Source organism: Mesobacillus sp. (assembly GCF_057785455.1).
In genome coordinates, this window is record NZ_JBYNSB010000009.1 from 20505 (window position 1) to 46421 (window position 25917).

30 protein-coding genes are annotated in these 25917 nt (G+C 42.1%); 16 read left to right on the top strand and 14 right to left on the bottom strand.

Annotated elements, in window-relative coordinates; all coding sequences use genetic code 11:
* Positions 1-267: 267 nt before the first annotated feature.
* The 5 genes from AC3EBE_RS02195 (at position 268) to AC3EBE_RS02215 (ending at position 5697) form a co-directional block, all read left to right on the top strand.
* A complete protein-coding gene (locus AC3EBE_RS02195; protein ID WP_488593378.1) occupies positions 268-1812 on the top strand; it encodes a spore germination protein in 1545 nt (514 codons plus the stop codon).
* A gap of 3 nt (positions 1813-1815) precedes the next feature.
* Positions 1816-2925, top strand: coding sequence for a GerAB/ArcD/ProY family transporter (locus AC3EBE_RS02200; RefSeq protein ID WP_488593379.1), 1110 nt, complete (start codon positions 1816-1818; stop codon positions 2923-2925).
* Positions 2900-4156 (top strand): Ger(x)C family spore germination protein, encoded by a 1257-nt coding sequence (locus tag AC3EBE_RS02205; RefSeq protein ID WP_488593380.1) that lies wholly within the window; start codon positions 2900-2902, stop codon positions 4154-4156. Before AC3EBE_RS02200 ends, AC3EBE_RS02205 begins: the two co-directional genes overlap by 26 nt.
* A 263-nt stretch (positions 4157-4419) precedes the next feature.
* Positions 4420-5307, top strand: coding sequence for a helix-turn-helix domain-containing protein (locus AC3EBE_RS02210; RefSeq protein ID WP_488593381.1), 888 nt, complete (start codon positions 4420-4422; stop codon positions 5305-5307).
* Positions 5308-5364: 57 nt separating this feature from the next.
* The gene (locus AC3EBE_RS02215; RefSeq protein WP_488593382.1) at positions 5365-5697 is read left to right on the top strand and encodes a hypothetical protein; all 333 of its coding nucleotides are present in this window, start codon (positions 5365-5367) and stop codon (positions 5695-5697) included.
* Between the two features lie 719 nt (positions 5698-6416).
* Here AC3EBE_RS02215 and AC3EBE_RS02220 read toward each other — a convergent pair.
* Positions 6417-6674 carry a hypothetical protein gene (locus AC3EBE_RS02220; protein WP_488593383.1) on the bottom strand — a complete coding sequence of 86 codons (258 nt, stop codon included), beginning with the start codon at positions 6672-6674 and terminating at the stop codon, positions 6417-6419.
* 110 nt (positions 6675-6784) lie between these two features.
* On the opposite strand from AC3EBE_RS02220, the gene AC3EBE_RS02225 reads away from it, so the two are divergent.
* From AC3EBE_RS02225 to AC3EBE_RS02255, 7 genes are all read left to right on the top strand, one after another.
* Positions 6785-7357 carry a TVP38/TMEM64 family protein gene (locus AC3EBE_RS02225; RefSeq protein WP_488593384.1) on the top strand — a complete coding sequence of 191 codons (573 nt, stop codon included), beginning with the start codon at positions 6785-6787 and terminating at the stop codon, positions 7355-7357.
* On the top strand, positions 7354-8367 hold the full coding sequence (locus AC3EBE_RS02230; RefSeq protein ID WP_488593385.1) for a F510_1955 family glycosylhydrolase: 1014 nt from the start codon (positions 7354-7356) through the stop codon (positions 8365-8367). Before AC3EBE_RS02225 ends, AC3EBE_RS02230 begins: the two co-directional genes overlap by 4 nt.
* Positions 8368-8509: 142 nt before the next feature.
* Positions 8510-8872, top strand: coding sequence for a hypothetical protein (locus tag AC3EBE_RS02235; protein ID WP_488593386.1), 363 nt, complete (start codon positions 8510-8512; stop codon positions 8870-8872).
* 148 nt (positions 8873-9020) lie between these two features.
* Positions 9021-9599 carry a sulfurtransferase TusA family protein gene (locus AC3EBE_RS02240; RefSeq protein ID WP_488593387.1) on the top strand — a complete coding sequence of 193 codons (579 nt, stop codon included), beginning with the start codon at positions 9021-9023 and terminating at the stop codon, positions 9597-9599.
* A 14-nt stretch (positions 9600-9613) separates the two neighbouring features.
* Complete coding sequence (locus AC3EBE_RS02245) at positions 9614-10003, top strand: DsrE/DsrF/DrsH-like family protein (RefSeq protein ID WP_488593388.1); 390 nt, start codon at positions 9614-9616, stop codon at positions 10001-10003.
* 21 nt (positions 10004-10024) lie between these two features.
* Complete coding sequence (locus tag AC3EBE_RS02250) at positions 10025-11146, top strand: MBL fold metallo-hydrolase (RefSeq protein ID WP_488593389.1); 1122 nt, start codon at positions 10025-10027, stop codon at positions 11144-11146.
* A gap of 116 nt (positions 11147-11262) precedes the next feature.
* Positions 11263-12690, top strand: coding sequence for a bifunctional metallophosphatase/5'-nucleotidase (locus AC3EBE_RS02255; protein WP_488593390.1), 1428 nt, complete (start codon positions 11263-11265; stop codon positions 12688-12690).
* Between the two features lie 413 nt (positions 12691-13103).
* On the opposite strand, the gene AC3EBE_RS02260 is transcribed toward AC3EBE_RS02255, so the two are convergent.
* From AC3EBE_RS02260 to AC3EBE_RS02290, 7 genes are all read right to left on the bottom strand, one after another.
* Positions 13104-13685 carry a redoxin domain-containing protein gene (locus AC3EBE_RS02260; RefSeq protein WP_488593391.1) on the bottom strand — a complete coding sequence of 194 codons (582 nt, stop codon included), beginning with the start codon at positions 13683-13685 and terminating at the stop codon, positions 13104-13106.
* Positions 13682-14290 (bottom strand): hypothetical protein, encoded by a 609-nt coding sequence (locus tag AC3EBE_RS02265; protein ID WP_488593392.1) that lies wholly within the window; start codon positions 14288-14290, stop codon positions 13682-13684. The genes AC3EBE_RS02260 and AC3EBE_RS02265 overlap by 4 nt, the downstream gene beginning before the upstream one ends.
* Positions 14291-14296: 6 nt before the next feature.
* Positions 14297-14698, bottom strand: coding sequence for an OsmC family protein (locus tag AC3EBE_RS02270; protein ID WP_488593393.1), 402 nt, complete (start codon positions 14696-14698; stop codon positions 14297-14299).
* 51 nt (positions 14699-14749) lie between these two features.
* A complete protein-coding gene (locus tag AC3EBE_RS02275) occupies positions 14750-15817 on the bottom strand; it encodes a sensor histidine kinase (protein ID WP_488593394.1) in 1068 nt (355 codons plus the stop codon).
* Complete coding sequence (locus AC3EBE_RS02280; RefSeq protein ID WP_488593395.1) at positions 15804-16508, bottom strand: response regulator transcription factor; 705 nt, start codon at positions 16506-16508, stop codon at positions 15804-15806. The genes AC3EBE_RS02275 and AC3EBE_RS02280 overlap by 14 nt, the downstream gene beginning before the upstream one ends.
* Positions 16509-16534: 26 nt before the next feature.
* Positions 16535-17248 carry a cytochrome c biogenesis CcdA family protein gene (locus AC3EBE_RS02285; RefSeq protein ID WP_488593396.1) on the bottom strand — a complete coding sequence of 238 codons (714 nt, stop codon included), beginning with the start codon at positions 17246-17248 and terminating at the stop codon, positions 16535-16537.
* 519 nt (positions 17249-17767) lie between these two features.
* Positions 17768-17953: a hypothetical protein gene (locus AC3EBE_RS02290; protein WP_488593397.1), complete on the bottom strand. Its 186-nt coding sequence runs from the start codon at positions 17951-17953 to the stop codon at positions 17768-17770.
* A gap of 43 nt (positions 17954-17996) precedes the next feature.
* On the opposite strand from AC3EBE_RS02290, the gene AC3EBE_RS02295 reads away from it, so the two are divergent.
* Positions 17997-18899 (top strand): LysR family transcriptional regulator, encoded by a 903-nt coding sequence (locus AC3EBE_RS02295; protein WP_488593398.1) that lies wholly within the window; start codon positions 17997-17999, stop codon positions 18897-18899.
* Positions 18900-18923: 24 nt separating this feature from the next.
* Here AC3EBE_RS02295 and AC3EBE_RS02300 read toward each other — a convergent pair whose 3' ends face one another.
* From AC3EBE_RS02300 to AC3EBE_RS02325, 6 genes are all read right to left on the bottom strand, one after another.
* Positions 18924-20510: a beta-propeller fold lactonase family protein gene (locus AC3EBE_RS02300; RefSeq protein ID WP_488593399.1), complete on the bottom strand. Its 1587-nt coding sequence runs from the start codon at positions 20508-20510 to the stop codon at positions 18924-18926.
* A 28-nt stretch (positions 20511-20538) separates the two neighbouring features.
* The gene (locus AC3EBE_RS02305) at positions 20539-21150 is read right to left on the bottom strand and encodes a 4Fe-4S binding protein (RefSeq protein ID WP_488593400.1); all 612 of its coding nucleotides are present in this window, start codon (positions 21148-21150) and stop codon (positions 20539-20541) included.
* A gap of 17 nt (positions 21151-21167) precedes the next feature.
* A complete protein-coding gene (locus tag AC3EBE_RS02310; protein ID WP_488593401.1) occupies positions 21168-21548 on the bottom strand; it encodes a c-type cytochrome in 381 nt (126 codons plus the stop codon).
* Positions 21549-21674: 126 nt separating this feature from the next.
* Entirely contained in the window at positions 21675-22217 is a 543-nt protein-coding gene (locus tag AC3EBE_RS02315) for a cbb3-type cytochrome c oxidase subunit II (protein ID WP_488593402.1), read from the bottom strand.
* Positions 22218-22232: 15 nt separating this feature from the next.
* Positions 22233-23606 carry a cbb3-type cytochrome c oxidase subunit I gene (locus AC3EBE_RS02320; protein WP_488593403.1) on the bottom strand — a complete coding sequence of 458 codons (1374 nt, stop codon included), beginning with the start codon at positions 23604-23606 and terminating at the stop codon, positions 22233-22235.
* A gap of 222 nt (positions 23607-23828) precedes the next feature.
* Positions 23829-23951: a hypothetical protein gene (locus tag AC3EBE_RS02325; protein ID WP_475094856.1), complete on the bottom strand. Its 123-nt coding sequence runs from the start codon at positions 23949-23951 to the stop codon at positions 23829-23831.
* Between the two features lie 146 nt (positions 23952-24097).
* On the opposite strand from AC3EBE_RS02325, the gene AC3EBE_RS02330 reads away from it, so the two are divergent.
* The 3 genes from AC3EBE_RS02330 (at position 24098) to AC3EBE_RS02340 (ending at position 25896) form a co-directional block, all read left to right on the top strand.
* On the top strand, positions 24098-24232 hold the full coding sequence (locus AC3EBE_RS02330) for a hypothetical protein (protein ID WP_488593404.1): 135 nt from the start codon (positions 24098-24100) through the stop codon (positions 24230-24232).
* Positions 24233-24762: 530 nt separating this feature from the next.
* On the top strand, positions 24763-25242 hold the full coding sequence (locus AC3EBE_RS02335; protein WP_488593405.1) for a DsrE/DsrF/DrsH-like family protein: 480 nt from the start codon (positions 24763-24765) through the stop codon (positions 25240-25242).
* A gap of 75 nt (positions 25243-25317) precedes the next feature.
* Positions 25318-25896 carry a sulfurtransferase TusA family protein gene (locus AC3EBE_RS02340; RefSeq protein WP_488593428.1) on the top strand — a complete coding sequence of 193 codons (579 nt, stop codon included), beginning with the start codon at positions 25318-25320 and terminating at the stop codon, positions 25894-25896.
* Positions 25897-25917: the final 21 nt, after the last annotated feature.

A 25917-nucleotide genomic window follows, 5' to 3' on the forward strand; every position in this document is an offset into this window, starting at 1 on the left:
GCCCGCAACTTAGGCTTTTTCACCAGTAACTCAGAATATTTCACCAGTAAGTCCTGTTTTTTCACCAGTAACTCCTGTTTTTTCACCAGTAACTCAGAATATTTCACCAGTAACTCTTTTTTATAACCAGAACCTCTGTATTAAACCTCAAAAGATAAATTCATACATAATTAATTTGTTTTTTTACATTAAGCTCATAAAAATTAGCAGATTAGCAAATGTTAACAAAAGGAAAAGCTGGGTCAAACCTGCAGGGGGAAGATTGGTATGTTAGCGGAAATGTTAAATCTGTTCAAGAAACAGCAGAAAAAACAAGCTTCCCAGCAGCCAAAGATTGCTGGAGAGCAAGCGGATCTCAAGGAAAAAGAAATCAGCAGCAATCTTCAATCCAATCTTGCCATTCTAAAACAAATTTACAGCGTTCCGGATAACAAGGATGTAAAACTGAGAGAGTTGTTTGTTGAAGGATTGAATAAGCAGGCAGCCATTATTTTTATCAGTACGATTACCGATGTGAAGAGTATTGAAGAAAGTATTCTTAAGCCACTGACAGAGAATACATCCAAAAATAAACTGATCCGCGATATTGTTTCAGTCCAGATGGTCCATGAAATTTCTATTATTAAAGATGCTGTCAAAGAAATCAATAGAGGCAATGCAGTTTTTCTATTGGATGGTGAGGCAAGGGCTTATGTCATGGACTGCCCTGATATGCAAAGCCGTGGGATTGAAAAGCCGGAAAATGAAATTCTCATCAAGGGTCCTAAAGAATCGTTTAACGAAAAGGCAGTCGCCAATATCTCCTTGCTGAGGAAAAAAATCAGGAACGAAAATTTAATCGTGGAAGCCGTGGAAGTATCACAGCGCTCTCATAATGATGTTTTTGTCCTCTACGTACGTGGACTTGCCAATGAAAAACTGGTTGATAACGTCAAGGAAAGGCTAAAAAGTCTAGAGGTGAATTCAATCCAGAATCTGTCCCTTCTTGAGGAATACATCGAAGAACGAAATTATTCGCTCTTCCCCAGCATTCTGACAACAGAAAGACCAGACAGGGCCGCGTCATTCCTTGAGGACGGCTATATCATTTTGTTGATGGATAATTCTCCTGACAGCCTTGTTTTGCCAGCCACCTTCTGGTCTTTTTTTCATAGTCCAGAGGATCATTATTTGCGGTTTCTATACGGAAATTTCACTAGGGCTTTGAGAATGGTTGCTCTTTTCATTACCATTTTTACTTCAGCGATCTACGTTGCGATCACTACATATCATGCGGAAATGATTCCCCCTGATTTATTGCTGGCAATCGCTTCCTCCCGTGAAAAAGTACCGTTCCCGGCGGTCATCGAAATCCTGATCATGGAAGCGGCATTCGAATTGATCAGAGAGGCAGGATTACGTGTACCGAGCCCGATTGGTCCAACGATTGGAATTGTTGGGGCGCTGATTCTTGGACAGGCTGCTGTTGAGGCTAATATCATCAGCCCCATTGTAATTATCGTCGTTGCACTCGGAGGATTAAGTTCCTTCGCTGTTGCGGATCTGAGCCTTAACTTTGCAGTGAGATTGATCCGTTTCGGTTTTATTGTGTCTGCGGCGGTAATCGGGATTTACGGAATGACGGCGATGTTTGTTTTTGGCCTTTTTTATATGGTGTCTCTTAAATCGTTTGGAGTCCCTTATCTAGCTCCGCTATCTCCAAATTATAAATCTTCAAAGGATACGATCTTTCGCAGGCTGATAAAAAATGAAAAACTGAGACCGGGATTTTTAAAACCTTCTGATATACAAAAAAAGAGCGATGAGGCATAAATAATGAAGCAAAATAAGGGGAAGATCGGTTTAAAAGAATATATGGCCATTATTGCCCTCACTGTTGGATCAAAGCTTAGTGATGATACCCCTGCAATTATATATGAAAATGCCAAGAATGCAGGCTGGCTGGCAGTCCTGGTCATTGGGTTAGTGTCTGCCGTTCCAATTATCCTGTTAATAAAAGTGTTCTCTGTCCATAAGGATAAGAATCTTCATGAAGTAATCATCCATCTATTTGGAAAGTTTATTGGAACCCTGGTTTCTATTGTGATCCTGATCATGGGCACCGCTGCCTTAATAGTGGATTCAGGTATGTATGTAGATATTATTGGAACGATGTATTTTACCAAGACACCGATATATGTTATTTATGCACTTTTAATTATTGTTTGTGCCTATGGTGCCAAGCGGGGGATTGAGCAAATTGGCGCTGTATCTTGGCTGCTTCTTCCTTATTTAAAGATCACCCTTTTTATCGCGATTATTTTCAGTTTGAAATCTGGACATTTTGCCTTTCTTTTTCCAATTTGGGGTGAAGGCAAGCTGGAAATCCTGAAAGCATCTGCAAAGAATGTTTCGATCTTTGCCGATTTTCTGTTTATTGGGCTTATTGCCCCGCTTGTTGCAAATTTTAAGGATTATAAGCGCGGAACGTACTTATCCCTGATATTCGTAACGCTTGAGATCTGCCTGGCAATGGGGACCTTTGTGATGCTTTTTGATTACACCACAGCTGAAATGCTTAGCTACCCCTTCCATGAAACCATCCGTTACATACAAATTGGATTTCTCACAAATGTCGAGACACTGTTTTTTCCATTTTGGCTTGTCGCAACCTTCATTAGGTTTTCCTTCTACCTTTACCTAAGTGCGATCATGCTGGGAGGCATCTTAAAAATAAAAGAATTTGAGTATCTAATCCCGTTGCTGGCTGTCATGGTAATTCTTTTGGGGCTAATGCCAGACAGTCCGTCGATTGTCCTTTATACCATGAGGCAAAAGATTTTAATGCTGCTCAGTCCAGCGTTCTTATTCCTGCCGCCACTTATGTGGCTAATTGCCAAAATTCGGGGGGACTTTAAGAATGGCACCATTAAAGAATCCAGTTAAATTCATTCTTCTGGCGTTATGGATTTTGCCTCTGGCCGGGTGTTGGGACCAAAAGGAATTGGACCAAAAAGCTTACGTTATTGCCATCGGGCTAGATAAGCATGAAGTGGAAGGCAAAGTGAAGGTCACATACATGATTGCCAATCCCGAGGTGGGTTCACAGCAATCTGGCGGGGGAACAAATGAGCCGCCACAGGAAATCATCACCATTGCTGCAGATGATTTCATATCTTCGCGAAGTACCGCCAACACGGTGATTGCAAAGGAAATTTCATATGACCTTCTGAGGGTGCTAATTGTTTCAGAAGACTTAGCGGAGGACCCGAATTTTATTAGATGGGTCTATGCTGCAGCAAAGGACCGTGAAATAAAAAGAAGCACACAGTTCATTGTATCCAAAGAAGAGGCTGCTGAATTTATCAGGTCCAATAAACCCAGGCTCGAAACCCGTCCTCATAAATATTTTGAGTTCATGATTGAGAGAGGCCAAGAAACCGGGATGATTCCCGATACAGACCTAAATGATTTTTTCCGAATAACCGAAAGTGACGCTGATTTATTCTTAGCGATCTATGCAACGACACAAAAGGCAGAAAAAGAACGATCGGAAAGATCCGATGATGATTTCCTGGCAGGCGAAATCCAGGTCGAGGGGGAAACAAACAATACCCAATTTATTGGTTCAGCAGTATTTAAGGAAGGAATGATGATTGGCAAGATTACGGGAGAAGAAACAAGGATCTCCAGCCTGCTTGATAATACATGGGAAACTGAGGATATCAGGACCACATTCCTTGACCCTTTTGATGAAAAGTATCGAATATCAGTAAGGATATCCGAGCGGAAACAGAACACCTTTGAATTTAAGCAAAAATTTGGACGTTCCATAATAGAAATAAGAGTACCTTTATTTATCGAGGTTTTAAGTGACCCAAGCATGATTAACTATGCAAAAAACACGAAGAAGATGGAAAGATTGAAGGAGTCTATGACGGAAAAGATTGAATACAACTTCACCCAATTCATCCAAAGGACTCAGGAAGAATTTAAAGGAGATACCTTCCACCTTTCAATTCCAATAAGAAAGCAATTTGGTACATTGAAAGAATTTCGGGACTATGATTGGATGAAATCCTATCCTGAAGCGGACGTTAAGGTTAAAGTAGAAATCCGCTTTGGCGAGTTTGGCCGACAGACAAAACTCCCAGAGCTTAAAGAGGTGAGAGATTAGTGATTTGGGTAGTCTGGATATCTGTCACACTGGTCTTTCTGTATTCGGCGGCATTTGCAGCAACACTGTGGAAGCAAAAAAATAAGCCCGGTTCGATTGTGGTAATCCTTCTTTCAGCAGTATCCCTTTCTTTAACATATTATGTTTTTGTAAAATGAAGCTGTGAACCAGGATGAAAATACATCCTGGTTTTTAGTTGAATTTTTAAAAGTTTTCAACATTATGATAATATAGATGTAATTAATATTAAATGGGGTGTACGAATGAGCCTGGTTGGATATAGCTTCGGAGAAATACTTCAATCAATGAGAGAGTTTAAAGGATTCTCCGTGCCTGAATTAGCAGAGGGCATTTGTTCTGAAGAGGATATAATTCAATTTGAAAAAGAAAAGAAATATCCAACGTTAGACCAGCTATATAAAATGGCAGTGAAGCTAGATGTGGAACTGAACCACTTTTTTGACATCGCTTCCACTGATACATATAACTATGCATTTTCAGTTATGCAATTGATCAAGAAATATAAAAGAGATCGTGACTACGCAGCCATAAATGAAATCCTGAAAAAAGAGCAGGATAACCCGCTGTTCAAGCATACATCCTTCAGGCAGTTTTTAATATGGCATGAGGGAATCTGCGTTTATTATCTCGAAGGTGATAAAGACCGTTCCGTGAGCTTGCTGCTTGAAGCTTTAACGCTGACAAATCCAGAGAGAAAGCAAATGACAGAGCGCGAAATCGAGATTCTGACCAGCATCGCCATAATTGAAAAAGATCACGGCAATCTGGATCAAGCGGTTGAAGTCTTCCTCGAGGCATTGGATAATTTAACTGCCCTTCCGCAAGTGCTCGACTCGAGTATCTGGCTAAAAATTTTATACGGACTTGCACAGGCATTATCGAAGCTTGAGAAATATGAGCAGTCACTTATTTACTGCAATAAAGGGATCGATAACTGTATATATGAAGAAAATATGTATTTATTTGGAGAACTTCACTATCAAACAGGCATGAATTTCATAAAATTGGGTAAATTACCAGAAGGAAAAGAATACCTGGAAAAGGCCGTGACGATTTTTCAGCTTCAGCAAAATGAAAAGTTTGCTAGATTAGTATTAACAGAGATGGATAAGCTATTAAAACATTCTTAGTAAAGGTTTTAAGTTATTTATAACTTGAACAAATATCCATCAGGAAGGAGGTTCACCATGAAAAAAGTATTATTGGTTACTGCGATTGCCGCCGCGATTGTTGGTGCAGCTGGCTTGAACTATCCATCGATTGATGCAGCCGACCTGCCATCGCAGCATTCAGTTGGAGGCACAAATGTAGCGGACCTGCCATCCCAGCACTCGACCAGCGGGGCGCAAACAGAGGATCTTCCTTCGCAGCACTCAAGCGGCAGTACCGTAGCTGATTTGCCATCCCAGCATTCAGTTGGAGGCACAAATGTAGCCGACCTGCCATCGCAGCACACAACCGGTGGCATCCAGGTAGCCGACCTGCCATCACAGCATAGCATTGGTGACAACCTAGCCTAAACGAATGAAACAGCCGGTTCCGTAGAGGAAGCTGGCTGTTTTTAATGGAAGAGCGCTTTGTATTTTTTTGGCTGTTTTCGTAAACTTTGTTGTTGATAACGACACAAGGTGCCTAAATATCAGACACCTTTAAATAAAATATTATTAAGGTAACAGCTATTCTTTTTCAATTTAGTGTGATAAACAAGTGGTTCTTATAAGGGTCATTAAAACCTTTCACGAAGAAAATCGTCTTTGAGTGGTACTAATAAGGTGGATTAGAACCACTCAAGAAGAAAAAAGTGCCCCAGATGGTTCTATTAAGTGCCATTAGGACCATTCATGAAGAAAAAACGATTCCGGATGGTTCTAACAAGGCTGATTAGGACCATCCAGGAAGAAAAAACGTCCCCGGATGGTTTTAACAAAGCCGATTAGGACCATCCACGAAGAAAAAACGATTCCGGATGGTTCTAATAAGGGCCATTAGAGCAATCCAAGATATAAAATCGTCTCCAAGTGGTTCTAATATTGCAATCAAGATTTAAAATCATCACCGAGTGCTTCTAAATAAAAACAAACTCCCAATCACTCTTCCCAAAATTATTCCTCCGCGCCAGCAATCATCCAAACAAGCATGTTTCATACTTTCTGCACATTTTTGCACTATAATAGAAGAATCAGCAAGAAAAGGCTCTGGCGGGATTCCAGAACCTTTTTATTTTGTCCAAAATATACTTCTAATCTACAATGTCCATGTGGCTGGTATCCATCATATTGAAGTTCTTGCTTGGCATTGCGCCATTTGTGCCGTGGCAATCACGATACATTTGCTTCAATTCATCAGCCGAGAGATCTGGATGCATTTTTTCCATCAGTGGTTTCATTTGTCCGAAATTCATGATTTCATTGCTTTCTTTTGGTTCTTCTGCAAAGGCTGTCAAAGTTGCGCCGAAGATTATTGAGGCACTGAAGATGGTTAAAATGGCGGATTTCACACGAATCAGCTCCTTTGTGTTTATGTCTGTATCATAGAAAATGATTATGCAAAAACTCAGCAGAAGCAGTGACAAATTGTTGAACTTTAAAGCAATAACGGGGGCGCTGTATGACTTTTTTAGAATTTATGACAGGAATGCCTGTCTGGCTGGCTATTTTGGTCAGTGTTCTGGTAAATATCCTGATTTCCGTCGCTGGGGTGGTTCCAAGTGCGTTCCTGACAGCTGCCAACATCATTTATTTTGGTTTTTCCGGCGGACTGTTGCTTTCTATCTTAGGGGAGGCTTCTGGTGCGGTAATCAGCTTTTTCCTGTATCGTCTCGGCATGAAGAAATTAAGCAGCAAACAGGAAAATACACGTTCCCATAAATGGATTGAAAAATTAAAAACTACCAGTGGGAAAGAAGCATTCATCCTGGTTTTGCTGCTTAGGATCTTTCCATTTGTCCCTTCAGGACTTGTTACCCTTGCAGCTGCATTTAGCAGGATGAGTGCTGCAGCTTTTATGGTATCCAGCACTGTTGGCAAAATTCCTGCCCTCTTTATAGAGGCTTACTCAGTACATACACTCCTTGGCTGGAAGGGGGAATACCAGATGGCCGCAGCTGCTTTTGCTGTTGCTGCTGGTGTTTGCTACTATTATTGGACATCAAAGAAAAGAAATCGGAGGATGCAAAAATGAAAACCTTTAACAACAAAGTGATAATAACCTTTGCGGCAGTACTGCTGGCATTCACAGGGTGTGCCAATGATAAAGAACAAGCAGAAAATGAAAAAACGGCTCAGGAAGAAACGGTAACAGATTCAAAGCAGGAATCAAGTGACACAAAAAACGAAAATGTGGGTAAGGATTTTATCGTCAAGGCAGTAGCGCAGCAGATCGACCATGTGCACGGAATTGGCTACCCGGGGAATGATGCGGGCCTTTATGTAGCCTCTCACAATGGAATAAAAATTTTTAAAGATGGCCAATGGTTTGAAACTGTAAGTGAGAATCATGATTATATGGGATTCCAGGCTGTTGAGGACGGCTTTTATGCGAGCGGTCATCCTGAAGAGGGCTCTGATCTAAAAAATCCTCTTGGACTCATTAAAAGTACAGACAATGGTAAGTCGCTGGATAAAGTCGCCTTCTATGGAGAAAGTGATTTTCACTTCCTGTCAGCAAGCTTCAAGGATCAAGTACTGTATTTGATCAATGAAGAGGCTAATTCAAAGCTGGACAGGGGAGTCTATGTGTCAAAGGATGCAGCAGGAAGCTGGCAGCCAGTTGAGCTAAAGGGCCTCGATGCCGATAGTCTTGGTATCATTGCAGCCCATCCCGAAAAAGGCTCCACTTTTGCAATGTCAACAAGAGAAGGAGTCTTTATCACGGACGATTACGGAAAAAACATGAAGAGGCTGGGCGATTATGAAATGGTTACTGCAGCTGCCTATTCTCAGGAATCATTGTTTATATCGCCTGTTCAGCAAAATAAAATTAAGCTAGTTAAGCTGAAAGATGCACAGCCAGAAACAGCCGAGGAACTTCCAATTCCGACACTGAAATATGATAATCCAATTACCTATATTGCTGCTGATGCAAAGAATGAAGGCAGAATTGCCTTCATTACAATCCTTAATGATTTGTATCAGTCCGAAGATGGCGGAAAGTCATGGAAGCAGTTGCTGGTGAACGGGAGAATTGAATAAATTTTAATGCCACAGGCTGGTCTGCTGTGGCATTTTTTTTTCTTTTTTCGCCTGCACTGCACCCCTTAGGTATTTGCTTCATTATTAGCCATACACCTAAACAAATTCCACAACATAGTCTGATTAGCGGGAGGTGAATGCGATGGCGACAAGCAAAGCGATCGTCTATGTGGGGCAAATGGGTGCGGATACCTTCACCCAGGCTCTGAATGGGGTTTTATATACAGAGAATCAAATTGGTTTCATGGCAGACAGAATTTTGTGGACAGAAGGCCAAATCGGTGAAATGGCGAACAGGATTGTATATGTTACAGAACTTTCGCAGTTTAATACCATCAAGGCAATGTATATGGTCATGACTATCTCTTTTATGGGCATGGACAGCATGATGAACAACATGTTTAAATATGCGATAACCGTAAATCCGGTCAGCTATATTCCCTGGATGACCAGAACAGGCTATACCAGCCCGTACCTTCCAAATCACTATTATTCAAAAGCATAGGACGGACAGCAGCCAAAAGATACAGGCTGCTGTTTTTTTTCGCAAACCACGCATATTTTTTACCGTATGAGGTATAGGTATAGGGAAAATTTTTTCAGTATGGATTGCCGTGTGCAATCAATACTATTCAGTAGGAAGGGGGATTACTATGTCAATTTCTGCGGATAAGGTTTTGGATGCAAAGGGGCTCGCGTGTCCTATGCCTATTGTCAGAACGAAAAAAACGATGAATGAATTAGAGCCTGGACAAGTCATTGAGGTACAGGCAACTGATAAAGGTTCAACGACAGACTTAAAAGCTTGGGCGGAAAGTACAGGCAATCAATATCTTGGGACAATAACCGAGGGAGATGTACTGAAGCATTACTTGCGCAAGGCGAGTAATGAAGAGCTAACCAATGATTCTCCTCATCCTCACACAGCCACTCTTGAAGAGGTTATGGCCAAGCTTGAGGGTGACGAAAAAATCACGGTTCTAGATGTACGGGAATCTGCAGAATATGCTTTCGGCCATATTCCAAATGCTAAGTCCATCCCGCTTGGAGAACTTGAGCAGCGTTTTAATGAGCTGAATCCAGATGAAGATGTCTATGTGATCTGCCGTTCCGGCTCAAGAAGTGATATGGCAGCGAAAAAGCTGGCAGAAAAAGGATTCAAAAAACCTATAAATGTTGTCTCTGGAATGAAGGACTGGACAGGCCCAACTGAAACAACAGTTGAAAAATAAGGAGGAACCAGATAATGAAAGTAGCTATCATCGCCGCTAACGGCGGAATGTTCGATGCATATAAAGTATTCAATATCGCAACTGCAGCAGCAGCTACAGATGCGGAAGTAGGAATCTTCTTTACGTTTGAAGGACTGAATTTGATCCATAAAGAAATGCACAAACAGCTGCCGATGCCTCCGGGAACAGAGCATTTCCAGGAAGGCTTCAAAAGGGAGAATGTTCCGCCAGTAGACCAGCTTGTAGAAATGGCGCAGGAAATGGGTGTCAAAATGATCGCCTGCCAGATGACAATGGACGTTATGACGCTCCAGAAGGAAGCTTTTGTTGATGGAATTGATGTCGGCGGAGCTGCTTCCTTCCTGCATTTTGCAAGTGATGCGGATATAACGCTGACGTTCTAAACATCTGAAAGGAGGAGCAAAATGGCCAAGACCATCTCAGTAAAAGAACTAGCGCGAAAAGTCATCAATCATGAGGATCTTTTTATCCTGGATGCGAGGAATACTGATGACTTTGATGATTGGAAAATCGAAGGGCGCCAAGTAAAGGTTCATAACGCACCGTATTTCGATCTCCTTGAAGGTATTGACCCAATCATGAATGTTCTGCCTAAGGAAAAAGACATTTATGTCATTTGTGCCAAGGGTGGTTCTTCTGAGTTTGTCGCTGACCAGATTGAAGAAGCGGGATTCAAGGACGTTTATTCTGTAGAGGGCGGAATGAAGGCATGGAGTGAGCATTTAGAGCCAGTTAAAATAGGCGACCTTAACGGCGGGGGCTCAATCTACCAGTTTGTCCGGATTGGAAAGGGCTGTCTTTCATACCTTCTTGAATCGAACGGGGAAGCTGCAATCATTGATACGAACAGGATGATTGAGCAATATGAAGAGTTTATGTCAGGCAAGGATTATAAGCTCACAGCCCTGCTTGATACGCATCTTCATGCCGACCATATTTCCGGGGGACGAAAGCTGGCGGAAAAAGTGGGAGCCAAATATTATCTCCCCCCAAAAGATGCCGGGGAAGTAACCTTCCACTATGAACCGCTTCAGGATGGAGATGAAATCAAGGTTGGAGGCACAGTCATCCGCGCCTTGTATTCACCGGGCCACACAATTGGAAGTACATCCTTCATTGTGGATGACAAGTATCTGATGACCGGTGACATTCTGTTCATTGATTCGATTGGACGCCCTGACCTTGCTGGGTTGGCACAGGATTGGGTGGGCGATTTAAGAGAGACATTGTACAAGCGCTATAAAGAGCTTGCTGATGAACTCCTTGTTCTTCCAGCCCACTATATGGGCATCAATGAAATGAACGATGACGGCAGTGTATCTGAAAAGCTGGGAGTTCTGTATGCAGAGAATCATGGTCTGCAGATCGACAGTGAAGATGCCTTCCGTAAAACGGTTACCGAAAACCTGCCGCCCCAGCCTAACGCTTATCAGGAAATCAGGCAGACAAATATGGGTAAAATCGATCCAGATATCGATGAGCAGAGGGAAATGGAAATCGGTCCTAACCGATGTGCGGTCCGATAAAAGAAATAGAAGGGAGTACCTAATTTATGGTGCTCCTTTCAACTATAAATAGGCTTTTTTCATAAGCTTCAGGCAAGCAGGAGGTTTATGAAAAAAGTTTATGAGGAGGAGAAAGTATGACTAAATTGACGATTATCCAACAGAATGATACTCATGGCAGCCTTGATCTTCATCAGGAATTATTTTGGGTAGATAATACCCCTCAGCTAAAACCAACAGGAGGATTCCCGCGGATTGCAAAGTACATTAAGGATTTGAAAGCGCAAGGGAATGTACTGTTCCTTGATGGCGGCGATCTTTTTCATGGAACTTTGCCACTGGTATCGACCCGTGGGGAGGGACTTCTGCCCGCGTTGGAAAAAATGCAGCTGGATGGATGGGTACCGGGGAACTGGGATTTCGCATTTGGAAAGGAGCAGCTCAAATCTCTTGCAAGCAGGCTGCCTTTCCCGACATTGGCTTGCAATGTTAAAAGTGAAGATGCTGAAGATACCTTTTTAAAACCATACACAATTAAAGATATGGATGGCGTCAAAGTCGGAATCATAGGTTTGACTTATCCATATGTTGATGAGACCATGCCGGATAGTTTCTCCAAGGGGCTTATTTTTTCTAAAGGCGTAGAAGAAACTCGCAAGTGCGTAGAGGAACTGAAGGACCAGGCAGATCTAGTTGTGCTGCTCAGCCACATGGGACTTCCGCTGGATGCAGAACTGGCTTCAATGATTGACGGCATCGATATTATTTTATCTGGACATAGCCATGATCGGATTGAACAGCCGATCACAGTAAACAACACGATTGTGGTACAGGCAGGGTCCAGTTCATCCTTTCTGGGAAAGCTCGACATAATATTTGAAGATGGAAAAATCAAAAGCTCCCATTATGAATTGATCGCGGTAGATGAAAGCTGCCCTGAAGATGACGAGATGGCCAGGCTTATAGCTGATATTTTGGAACCTTTCTCACAGGAGCGAAATAACATCGTCGGCAGCACAGAGTCCATTTTGCATAGAATGACACTTAATGAAGCTCCGATGGATCAATTGATCACCGATGCATATATGCATGCATTCGATTGCGACCTTGCCTTTTCACATGGCTGGCGTTATGGAACCCCAATCCCTGAAGGAGAAATTACAGAATACGATTTGCATACGATCATTCCCACGAACCCTGAAATGTTCACGATGGATATGACAGGGGAACGTTTATTGCAGGCTCTTGAAAAGAATCTCGAAATGGTGTTTTCCAGAGATCCGTTCAAACAAAAGGGCGGTTACATTTTAAGGTCTTCCGGCTTGTTCATGGCCTTCAAGCCGTATAATCCCGAGGGAAATCGAATCCAGAAGATTCTGATTGGCGGCAAGGAGATCGAACTGAATAAAAAATACAAGATTACAGGGGGAGGCAAACAGCTATTTAAAGGAGCTGAGGCAGATAAAACCTATCATGGCGTCCATGCAGTTGATGTGATTAAAGAATTTTTGAAAGACAAAGGAAGTTTTAAAGCAGATGATACACCGAAGATCTTGAGTATTTAACGGGGTTTCCTTGTTGTTTGGATTCCTTTGCCAACAGCTTTTATCGTAATTTGCTAGTGCAGGCAGCCAAGAGGTTTATTGGTTACCTTTTTTTCTGGAAAAAATCGGCCGAAATTTCCAATTCGTCGATATAATTGTTTTATAGTCGATATAAATGTAAAATTCGTCGATAAAATTAAATTTCCGCCGATAAGTGCTGCGATTTCGTCGATATCTTGATTTTTACGGGAAATTCCAATTAAAACAAACCTCAAATGAACAAAAGAGCCTGCCAAATTTCTTGTTTTTTTCTTTTTATATAACAAATCGGCCATATTGGCTGCAATAATTATTGTTTATTATAGCACCAATGGTCTTTAACCCAGAAAAAAAAGCCACGGCATCAGCCATCATTGGCATGCCGCGACTTTTTATTAAATTCCGGTTAATTCCTTCATCATGTTCTCATCCATTGGTCCGACGATTTTTTTCGTGATCACGCCGTTTTCATCAAGGATATAGCTTGTTGGGATCGTGAAAGCCTGATAGGTTGTACCTGCTACACCTTCCTCATCAAGGGGAATCGGAAATGTTAAACCGTAATCCTTAACAAAGGTTTTAATATCTTCCATTCCCTTATCCATGTTGGTCAGGTTGACCGCAACGATTTCGACGCCTTTGTCTTTATTTTCTTCATAGAAGTTCTGCATGTGCGGCATTTCGGCCTTACATGGAGGACACCAGGTTGCCCAGAAATTCAGGATTACTTTCTTTCCGCGATAGTCAGACAGTTTGACTTTTTCTCCAGCAAGAGTCGTCAGTTCGAAATCAGGTGCTTCTGCTCCTTCACGAAGTGCAGAAAGCTTTGCGCCCGGGATGTCTTCCTCTCCTGATACTTCTTCAGTTGGCACAGCCGTTTTCTTTTCACTCTCAGTAGAATCCGGCTTCCAGATATTCACCACTAGAATCACCACTGCCAGTGCCAGGATGGCAAACGATAAAAGGTTTTTATTCAAAGCTGTAATTCCTCCTTATTAATACGTTGAAAAACGAGCAAAAACACTCCAAGTCCGATTATTAAGAGATTCTCTGCCAGCAGCAAATCTGAAAACAGGCTCAATATTAATGCTTCTGCCATTAAGAATAAAATTCCAAGCTGTTCCTTAAGCCTGAAATCTTTAAAATAAACTACAAGGAAACCTGCAAAAATCACCGCTTGTACCGCAGCAGCTTTTATATCATAGGAAAGAGCAAATAAAGCAATTTCATAAAGCATGAAAAAGCTTAAGTAAGCAGGCAATAACTCCTGCTTGCTGCTGTTTTCCTTTTTCCTTGAGCTGATGAATAAATAGACCGCAATTCCTGTTAATGCCAGAATTTGCCCTCCCGTTCCGCCGTTGAAATAAACCAGGGAGAGGGGGGTGTCAATGAACATGCTGAAATTGAAGATAGCATAGCTTAATTTGTAGATGGCGATATAGATAAAGAAACTATTCCAATACCAATCGCCAATGCTTTTTCGTTCCTTAAGCCAGTATACCATGGCTCCGAGGAATATCGCGGCAAAGGCTGCAAGCAAATCTGCAGGCAGCGTGAATCTGCCGATCGTTATATAATTCAAGCAGCATCACCTTTTGAGTTGGTCTGGCGTAAATTCAATACGGTAACGGATGTCAATGCTTCCGATGACCGATTGGATCATGCCGCAATTTTTTATCACCAGGCTGGCAAGCTTCTCAGCCTGATCTTCTTTTCCAGTTTCTTCGGTCTGAACTCTGACATCAAAGGTTAGTTGTTCAATCCGGTTAGCCTCGTCCTTATTTCTTACAGCTGTAACGTTCACGTCAATTCTCTTATATTCTATTCTCTTTTTCACTAAAATATTTGCAAGCAAGGATGTGCTGCAGCCCACCAAAGAAGAAACAAAGAGTTCAAAAGGCCTGTAGCCCATTTCAGAGTTCGGTGAAACAGGAAGGAATCCATATTCAAGCTGGCCAATTAATTTTTCATTATAATAAGTAAAGTCCATGTATGATCGCTCCTTTTTCCCATACAATAAACTGCTTTTGTTAAGGAATGATTAAGAAGCGGTATGAAGTGGAAGTTTGATCCAAAATGAATGGTTAAAACCATCAGTATCAAGCCCAATTTCGCCGCCATGGGCTTCAATTATGCTCTTAGCGATGGCCAGCCCCAGGCCAGCACCGTCGGACTTCGTGCTTCGGGAATCTTCCATCCGGTAAAAACGCTCAAATATAAGCTCTTTTTTATCAGGGTCAATATACTTACCGGTATGTGTAAAAGTAATCATATAGGCCTTTCCAAGAGACTTGGCTTCGATTGTTAAGTGCCTGCCTGTATCATAGTCTATGATGTTTTGAAGAAGATTAGAAATCACCTGCTTAAGCCCGTCCGAATGGCCATAAACCACGGAATGCAGCATATTTTGGTGATAGGAATCAAAGCCTTTGCCAATTTTAAGCTGGAAAGCGGCGAGAGATTCTGACATCACTTCTTTCATGTCTATCTTTTCGAATTGTTTTTCGAGAAAATAGACTTCCTTATTCCATGCGTCCAGCTCAGAAATCAAATCGACAATGCGGGTGATTCTCCGGGATTCATCCAGCAGGGAACCGAATAACTCCTTGTCACCGGTAAGGACCCCATTATGAAGTGCTTCAAGATATCCATTTATATTGGTAAGGGGAGTCCTCAGTTCGTGGGCAATATCCCTGAGCATTTCCTCGCGCCTCGTCTGGACTGCGGATAAGGTTTCTGTCATCGCATTGAAGTTCGTTACCAGCTCTCCCAGTTCACCCTTTGCTGAAGGGATGATCGCGGGAGGAATCCTGCCTTCCTTTATCGTATTGGCCGCTGCGGACATTGATTTAACCGGTTTGACAATCCGCCTGACTGAAAAATAGTGGACAAGGCCAGCAGTGATAAAAGCGATGACGCTGACCTTTACCAAAAAGGAATTCAAGGTATCTACCAGCTGAGGGCCAGTCACTTGTTCCTGGTTGACCAGGTAACAGGCATAATCCTTTACCGAGATTCCTGCAAGCATGATGACCAGCAGGACGACAAAGCTGTTCACGGCTACGAGCTTTGACAACAATAGATTTGCAACTGCCTTAATTCGCCGCAAACTTATACCCCATTCCTCTGACTGTCTGAATATAATCCTTAGGTGTCTTTTCTTTTATTTTTTCACGGAGATTTTTGATGTGGACATCAATCGTACGCTCCGTGACAGCTTTCTCGTTATTTTCATATATAGTATCAAGAATCTGTGTCCGTGATAAAATTTGTCCCGGATGCTGCATGAACATGTGGAGCAGCCTGAACTCGAAGTTGGTCAAGTCAAGCAGCTCGCCATCGACCCGTGCCTCAGCTTTAGCCGGTTTGATCGTCAATCCGGTAAAAGTAAGCTTGCCGCATCTGCTTGCTGTCCTTCTTAGGACGGCCTCGATGCGTACCATTAATTCAGCGGGGCTGAAAGGCTTGACGATATAATCATCCGCGCCCATCTTAAAGCCCTCTATCCTGCTCTTTTCCGAAGCTTTGGCTGTCAGCATAATGATAGGCATCATGCTTTCCAGGTCATTGCGGAGCCAGCGGCAAATTTCCTCGCCGCTCTTGCCGGGAAGCATCAGGTCAAGAATCAGGATGCATGGATCATAACGTTCGATCATTTCCATCGCCACATTACCATTATCGGCTTCCAGGACTTCATAGCCTTCATTCATTAAGTAAATTTTCACCAATGTCCTGATTTTCGGATCATCTTCAACAACTAGTACACTCTTGCCAATCAGGTCTTTATTCAAAATGAACATCACTCCTTTGGCAGCTGCTCCAGAATCTAAAATTCAAACAAGGTATAAGCAGACAGCCATGCACTGATTTTTTGCATCTGTCCGGATAGGACCAAAAAGCCCATTCCTACCATAATCATTCCATTTACAAATGCCAGCTTTGATAAATACTTGTTGATTTTCTTGATCGCTTTTAATGAATACGAAATAACGAATGAAATGACCAGGAAAGGAACTGCCATGCCAATAGAGTAAGAAGTCAGCAGGTACATTCCCTGATACAGAGTATCAGATGAACTCGCGAGCAGCAGGATGGACGAGAGCGCCAGTCCTACACAAGGGGACCAGCCGCTGGCAAAAGCCATACCAAGAAAGACAGAGCTGAATACACCCTTCGATTTCGATTCTGATTGAATCTTCTTTTCCATCATTAGAAATTTTATGTTCAAAAGCCCAGCCATTTGCAGTCCGAAAATTATAATCAGAAGGCCGGCGATCTGCATGACGATCGTTCTGTAGTTAGCGAACATCTGGCCAAGGAAGGATGCTGATGCTCCCATTACAATAAAAATCAGGCTGAACCCGATGATAAAACCAAATGAACGTGTGAACAGGGTTGCGCGGTCGACCGCTACCTTTGAGCCTTCAATCTTTCCGCCTGTCAAATGCGTTATGTAGGCAGGAAGGAGGGGGAATACACATGGTGAGAAAAATGATAAAATACCAGCGGTAAATGCAAAAAATAATCCAACTTCATTCATGATTCAATATCACTCCTTTTATAAACACTATATTCTTCCGGGATTGTTAAGGATTAATTAAGATTAGACAACTCAATTATTTATTATACCCCTATTGGTATGTAAAGTGAAATGTTGTATAATGGGATTTGCTTATAGTTTATCACTTTTTCCTGGGGAATGAATCTTATGCTTGACCATATACTGTTTTTAAAAATGGCTCTGTTAAACAAGGCTGTTGATTTTCGTTCCAGGCGCTTCGCTTTCCTCTGAAAAATTATGAAAAAGCCCAATTGCCGGCTTTTTCAAGAGCGAATTTTTCTTGGGGCGTGAGGTGAGCCTCCTCGTCGCTTCACTCCTGCGGGGTCTCACCTGTCCCGCTTCATCCCGAAGGAGTCTGCGCGCCTTCCACTACAATCAACAGGGTTTAAAAAACAACACTCAGCTTTAACAGAGACTTAAAATAAACCAAAAAAATAAAACCCGGGAATAATCCCAGGTTTTACATTTCATATACACCCTATATGGTATAATTCTCTTTTAGTGATTCAAATTCCGTCTGATTCCAAAATACGTGAACAGGGAAACAGCGGATAATAGGGCCATTGATGCGATTTCGAATTTAACATCGCGGTAGGTAATGGAATCGTCTTTCGTAAAGTACATCAACCCGAAGATAAATGCAGACAATACGATGACTGTGACGATGATATCTGCTTTTTTCATTTTATTCCCTCCGTTTCAATTTTAATAAAGGGGTGCGATCATATTGAACTTGGAACATTTAAAAACATTTATTGCAGCGGCTAAATATGAGAGCTTCTCCCAGGCAGGAAAAATGCTGAATTTGTCCCAGCCCGCTGTCAGCCATCAAATCAGCCAGTTAGAAGCTTACTATGATAAGCAATTGTTCATAAGAGGAAAGCGGAAAATCGTCCTCTCAGAAGCAGGGAAAACCTTGTTTGAATATGGGCAGCAGCTTCTGGCCTTAAATGATAAATTGGAATCCAGGCTGGCCGAGGGCAGCACTGCCCAGGTCATCAAGATTGGCTGCAGCAATACGATCGGTGAATGCCTGATCTCGAAAATGGTCCAGGATTTCATCAAAATGAATCCGGATATATCGAGCAGCCAAATCCAAATAACGATTGGGACCTCGGTCCATATTACAGATTTGCTTTATGCCTCAGAAATCGACCTCGCGTTGGTAGAAGGGCAGGCCGGCAGATATAACTTTGTGTCCCACGAATTCTATGATGACATGCTTGTTCTTGGTGTATCTCCCCAGCTTCGCATTGACCCAAATAATCAGGAACCGAAAAAGCTCGAGGAGCTGACATGGCTGATCAGAGAGCCAGGCTGTGCAATGAGGCAGGCCACATTGGATTTATGGAAGGGACTAGGTATTGAGCCCAAATCAGTCCTTGTCTATAACAGCAATACATTGATAAAAGAAGGCGTGAAAAATGGATTGGGAGTAGCCGTGTTTTCAAAACTGGCCATTTGTCCTGAAATCCAAACTAGACAGCTGAGCGTCAGCCGCTTTAGCGACAGGGACAGATACCGTCCATTTTACCTGCTTAGGAAGGACGAGCAGTTTAAGTCTGAGTTGCATGAACGTCTATGGAAACATATCGTACAGTTAGATGAAAATCCTAATGCCCCGTGTTAAGGCATTAGGATTTTTAATTGAACTTTATTGTCCGCTGTCTTCTTTACCAGCTAATTCAAGCTCTAATTCCGTTTGGATCTTCAATGTCTTATGCTCGCCAGATGCCAGATAGTCAATGATCTTTTGTCTGTCGTCATCCGTCATTTTCGCACCATTTCCTTTCATGCGGTCTACGACGGAAGTCCATTGATCAGCATCCTTGCTGGCATTTTTCATGATACGGCCGATATCATGGCACTGAAGACATGTATTGAGGAACGCATCTTCATTATCATTTCTGGCCTCAGGGAACACGAGATTAGATGCTTTTTTAATTCTGTTAGCTTCTTCTTCATTGCCTTTCTGGTAAGCTAAAAGCTGATCCTTGGGCACGTTTGTTTTTAGCGCGATGCCATTAGGATTCAAACCAACACGAATGGTCTGTCTGAAATCCTTCTTTTTCGTCATATCAATCTTTGTAAGTGTCTTATCTCCCCAGTTGGAGCCGAACATCATGCTGCCATCTGGGCTCCAAGATAACCAGTGAATGTTCTGGACACCCCAGATTTTGCGGACAATCTTATAGTTGTCTTCAGGGTCCATGACTGTCAGGTAACCAGCACCATTCTGTGAAGTATACCAATAGCCGTCTGGGCCGAGGTAGGCAATATTAGTACCTGCACCAGTCTTTACAGTTTTAACCAGGCGAAGCTTTTCTGTATCAATGATGGAAATAGAACCATCATTGCGGTTGCCGGTAACAAGGTCATGTGTTTCACCCATGAAGCTCAGGTTAACTGGCTTTGGGATGTCACCGATCTTTTTCAGAAGCTTCTCTGTTTTCGCGTCGTAGATGGCAACTTCATCATCTGCTGTGTTAGCCACAGCAACATATTTGCCGTCGTTGGACATATCAAGACCGGAACCAGTTCCTTTTCCGTAGTCAGTCTCCGTTCTTTCAAGGAACCTCATTTCACCGGTTTCAATATCAATAACAGTAATGAAAGGTTCGGCCTGCAAGCTTACGAAAAGCTTCTTGCCATCAGGAGTTACATTAAGGTCCCTAGGCTTTTTGCCGACACCTTTAAATACCTTGACTAATTTAGCTGTCTTGGCATCAATCATCCCAACAGCTTCGACACCGTTGAGAGATGTGAAAGCGTACTTGCCATCTCTTGACATCGTCATATGCTGTGGGGCAGGGGGCTTATCAAACCCAGGGAAATCAATATTATGATACTCGAGTGTTTCCATATTAATGGCGAGTACACTCGTGCCATAGCGTTGAGTTGCAAACGCCCATGTCTGGTCCTTGTTCAGGTGGATGTGGTGCGGTGTGCCTGAGCTCTGGATATATTTAACCGGATTACCGGTCTTGATATCGGCGATCGCAACACCATTACTTACTTCGTTTGCGGATAAAATCCATCCCTCTCCGTTCCAATCCTTGTTTGTATCGGCGTTGCCGTTTGGCTGATCCTTCCACCAGTTCGAAGAATAGTCCTTAACAACATCAGGGAGTTCTTTCTTGTTCACATCATCAAGAGATGTATTTTTAACTGCTGCTTCAGAGCAGGCAGTAAGAGAAATGCTCAATAGTGCGAATGCTGATAATTTAAGAAGCTTTTTCATTAAGAGAATCACCTCACTTTGAAATTAATTAAAACCATCCGACAAGCAGGATCAGTACAAGGGCAGTGGTTGTTCCCCAGGTAATCCATACACCAGGATGTGAAAGCCATTTTGTTTTATCCTCTACACGGGAAATCCCCTGGGCAAGTCCATAAGGGCATACCTTGCAGAATGAATTTCTTGCCTTGAAGGATAGAGCTGTATAAAGTACAGCTGTAGACGTCACAAGGAAGAAGTATTTATCCATTTTAAAGTTCGTTAATGACTCCAAAATGGTCATTGGATCGTAGAAATAGCTGACTGATGCGTAAGCCATGAATAGGCTGACGATCAAGCTCAGCAGGAATGTTACAGCCTTTCCTTTATCGCCTAATTTAGCCTCGATTTTATTTAACAGCATGCTGAATGTATTATGCGGGCACGCATATTGGCAGAAAGCCCTGTATACAATCATGGAAAGCGCAAGGAAAGCCATCAGGAAAAGGAAAAGAAATACGAAAAACAGGTATCCTGCTTCATAGCTTAATTGAAAGCCAAAAAGGAACAGTTTTTCGTTATCAATGTCCATCCTGAAGCCATTCCAAAATGGAAGGGTAAAGATAATGACAAAAAATGCCCATCTGCTTATGTTTTTACCCATGTGTATCCCCCTTTCTGTTATCTGTAATCCTCTAAGTATTCATAGACTTTGTCGATTTCTTTATCTGTATAAAGGTGACCAATGGCAGGCATTGTATTACGGCCATTCTTGATAACGTTTTTAATATCCTCTTCCTTCAGACGATCGGTAACCCCTTTAAGGTCAGGAGCCGCACCGGTCGCATGGCAATTCAGGCATGTTCCTTCAAAAATAAGCTCTCCCTTGTTTTCCTGCGGTGCTGCAGCAGGTTCAACGGCCAATTTGCCGGGCATAAAGAGGGCGTAGCCGATTGCCCATATTGCGACGACATAAAATACGGCAACCAAAAGCTTAGGTACTTTGTTATGTTCGACCTTGATATCAGATACGATATCGGCTTCTTTATGTTCTTTTTTCATTAAATCCACCTGCCTTTTAAATAGGTTAAAATAATGCAGCATTTCCTTAGATCATCTTAAATCTAAGGAAATGGATTGTGCTGGCCTTTACAAAGCCATTTATAAGGGATGGTCAGGCCTGGCAGCCTACTTATGATCAGATTCTTTCATGTGGTTCATTTCTTTCTTGTATTCCTCGAGTCTTTCTTCTGTTGGCTTGAGGCTCATCAAGTAAGCAACGAGGTCATCAAGTTCCTGATTGGTCAAGTAATCAAATGAAGGCATGATTGAGCCCGGGCTAGTTGATTGAGGGTCGATCAAGTGCTGGCGCTGCCAGTCTTCATTATATTTCAAGCCGACCCACATCAAATCCGGGCCAGTACGGTTAGATCCCAACAGATGGGGTAAATCATATTTATAGTCGCCGCCTTGTGATACGGGACCAAGGTTTTGGTTTGTATCGGCAGGCAATGCCCTTACGAACTGTGTGTGGCATGTCTGGCAGCCGTTTTGGATATAAACTTCTCTTCCTCTTGCTTCAGCAGAGTCCTCTGGATAATTGCGAAGCTCACCGCTTGCAGTCGCAGAGTTGATTTCCTGGTCGAAGAGGGGAAGGATAACAGTACCGGCAACACCGAATGTCCATAAAATTAAAGCAACGATTAATACAGCTGATGGTTTACGTTCCAACGTGTTCCCTCCTCTTTAAGCAGTAGCAGCTTGCTGCTGTGCTTGCTGTTTTTTCTCGATTTTTGCTAGTTTAATAGTTTTATACATATTCCATGCCAGGAAGAATTGAGCTACATAGATCATCGTTCCGCCAATTGCGCGGCCCTCTACGTAAGGCTTCATCATCAAGACGGTCTTCAGGAATGGTACACCATCGATCCAAGCGAATCCCTGGACAACGCCAGCGATCCATAAGGAAAACGCGAAAACCAAAAATCCAACTGTTGAAAACCAGAAGTGAGCTTCCATAGCTCTCTTGCTGAACATTTCACGTCCGACAATTTTTGGCAGAATGTAATAGATTGCAGCGAATGATGTGAAAGAAAATGCGCCGAATGGTCCCATATGTGCATGCCCAACAGTCCAGTGAGTGAATTTAATGACTGAACTTACGGATGGAAGAGCCTGCAATGGTCCCTGGAGACATGCGAATAAGTAAAAAATCGTCCCAGCCATTGTGAAACGCAGCGGTACACTGGACCTTGTCTGTGCCCATGAACCCTTCATTGTCCCCCAGAAGTTTGCCAATACGGCCCATACAGGGATTAAGAGTACGATGGAAGGGATGACACCTGCTTTTGAAATCCATCCAGGGATTGGTCCGTTCATCAAGTGGTGAGGACCGTTCCATACATAAAAAGTTGCGATTGCCCAGAAACCAATCATGGATAATTGATGGCTGTACAGAGGGCGGCCAGTCAATTTAGGAAGCAGGTAATAAATCTGGCCAACACCGACTGTTGTCATCCAAAGACCAATTGCGTTGTGACCGAGGAACCAGCCCATCAGGCCTTGCTGCACACCGCTTGGAATCAATTGGGCCGGGAAGTTTCCGACAATCCATGTCAGCGGAAGCCATAAAAGAGAACCTAAGAAGTACCATAGGCTGACATAAAGCATTTTTTCCGTTCTCTGTCCAACTGTCTTGAAAATGTTATAAGCAACAATTGCAATAGCTACAAGAAGCTGAACATCGACCCATAGAGGGAATTCTCCGTATTCGATTACTTCGGTCTGGCCAAAAAGCAAAGCGAAGAATCCTTCCAAAATTACGATATTATAGAATACCAGTGCGAAATTTCCAAGCTTCTCGCTATAAATAGTCGTTTTAGCAAGCTTAGGAACCATGTAAAACATTGAACCTACATATGCCATCGATAACCATGCATAGATGACAAGCATTACGTGGGCAGAACGAATATGCCCGTAAGTAGTCCAGCGGTTGTTCAGCAACTCAGGCCAGATTTGCTTTGTTGCAGTAAGAAGTCCCATGCTCATGCCGACGATAATCCAAAACACAGCAGCAATGAACCAGTTCTTTGAAGAACTCCATTTTTCATCTGTAAACATTTAGACACTCCCTTGTTCATAAAATAAACACATATATTTCACAATTTCTTCACAATCTGCTATGTTAAATGATACATTGCATCTCTGAATTCAGTGATTCAACTTTTCTATAGGGCTATCCAATTGTTGAATACGTAGAGTTCAATTGGAAATATATCGGCTTTTTTTACAATTCAGGCAAAAAAAAACAGAACGGATAAATCCGTCCTGCTAAATGTATTTTTAGTTTTGCTCTTCTTTTTTATTGTACTTCTTACGTATCGTATCAAGGATAAAGATGATTAGAATAGGCACTCCGATGTAATAAAGGAAATCAAAATAAAGACCAAGTGACTGGTGTTCCATAGTGGTACCTCCTTATTTAATTTGACCACATTGTAATTCTAAAGCAGGAAATGCACAACCCCTAAAATATACTCTGGACGGTTTCCTGAATTTCTGTTAGAGTAATTCGGTGAATGGAATACTTGAATAATTAAGGAGGTGCAGCGATGGTTGCAGGAGCCTGGATATTGCTGTTAGTGATGTTTGCCTTTACAGGATCGGCAGGAATCATTTGGTTGTGGAGCAAGAAAGCCGGCCTATATGACGAAAGTGTCAAATACAGAATGCTTGATGATGAATAACAGGCATGGGAACACAAACTTTACAATCTGCTAATTATAAAGTTGTGCCATACCAGCCTCAAAATGGATACTTCCTAATAACATAACTCCGTAAAAGCTATTCAAATAAAATTTTTTCTTCTATATAAGTATTGGTAATCCGCAAATGAACCTTCAAAAAACTTTTTAATTAAACTTCTATTATAATTTCATACAAATCGATATTATACTTTTGCTATTTCCAAGTATTAATCGCAGCCTACCATTACTGGGCATATATTAACAAATGCTGAATTCGCTGTGCAAATTAATATTAGGATTAAATTATCAGGACGATCCACATTTAATAACTGCTTGAAGGTGGAATTTATAAGCAGGAAAATGCGTTACTGAAAAAGTTCATAAAAAATTCGTTTTTACTGTTGACATTAGACCGGAAATTCTATAGTATATACCCTGTGAGGTATTTAACAACGTAACCACGTTAGAAAAGATAGATATTTTTTTACAATAAAAAATACCCATTGCGGTAATTTTTCAGGGGGAGAAGAATGGAAGAGAGAAAGAAAACGACGATTGTTTTATTCAGCGGGGATTATGATAAGGCAATGGCAGCTTACATCATCGCGAACGGAGCTGCAGCATATGACCACGAAGTAACAATCTTCCACACATTCTGGGGATTGAATGCATTAAGAAAAGATGAACCAATCCAGGTTGAAAAATCATTCATTGAAAAAATGTTTGGCAAGATGATGCCAAGAGGCGCTAACAAAATGGGCCTTTCTAAAATGAATTATGCTGGTTTTGGTCCTAAAATGATCAAGGATGTAATGAAAAAGCACAATGCAATGCCGCTTCCTGACCTGATTGAAATGGCAAAGGAGCAGGATATTAAACTTGTTGCCTGCCAGATGACCGTCGACTTGCTTGGTCTAAGGCAAGAAGAGATCATGGATGGTGTTGAATTTGCCGGTGTAGCAGCATACCTTGCTGATGCAGAAAATGGCAATGTAAATCTGTTCATCTAAACAGGATGTTCACATAGAGTATGATGCTCTATGTGAACTCCTTCAAATAGAAAATACCTAAGTGGAGGTCAAATGATGGAAACTGTAAAAACGAATTCCACAGTCGATGCAAAAGGGCTTGCCTGCCCAATGCCGATTGTAAGAACGAAGAAAGCAATCAATACTTTAAACCCGGGCGAGGTTTTAGAAGTGCTCGCAACGGATAAAGGTTCTAAGGCTGATATCCAAGCATGGGCGAAAAGCTCTGGCCATCAATACCTTGGAACAATTGAAGAAGGCGATGTCCTTAAGCATTATATCCGCAAAGGCGGAGCTAGTGAAGAAAAGGAAGAAACAAAATATCCTAACATTGTATCAAACGATGAATTGATCAAAAAGCTTGAAGCAAATGAGGATGTTGTTGTCCTTGATGTAAGGGAACCTGCTGAATATGCTTTTGGACACATTCCCAATGCTGTTTCAATTCCTTTCGGTGACCTTGAAAACCGCGTTTCAGAACTGGATAAGAACAAAACAATCCTAGTTGTCTGCCGTACTGGCAATCGAAGCGATATGGCTTCACAAACGTTGTCCGATAAAGGCTTCGAAAAAGTTTGGAACGTAGTGCCAGGCATGTCCGAATGGAATGGGCCGACTGAATCAAAAGTGAACTAATTATTTTTTTGAAAAAATTAT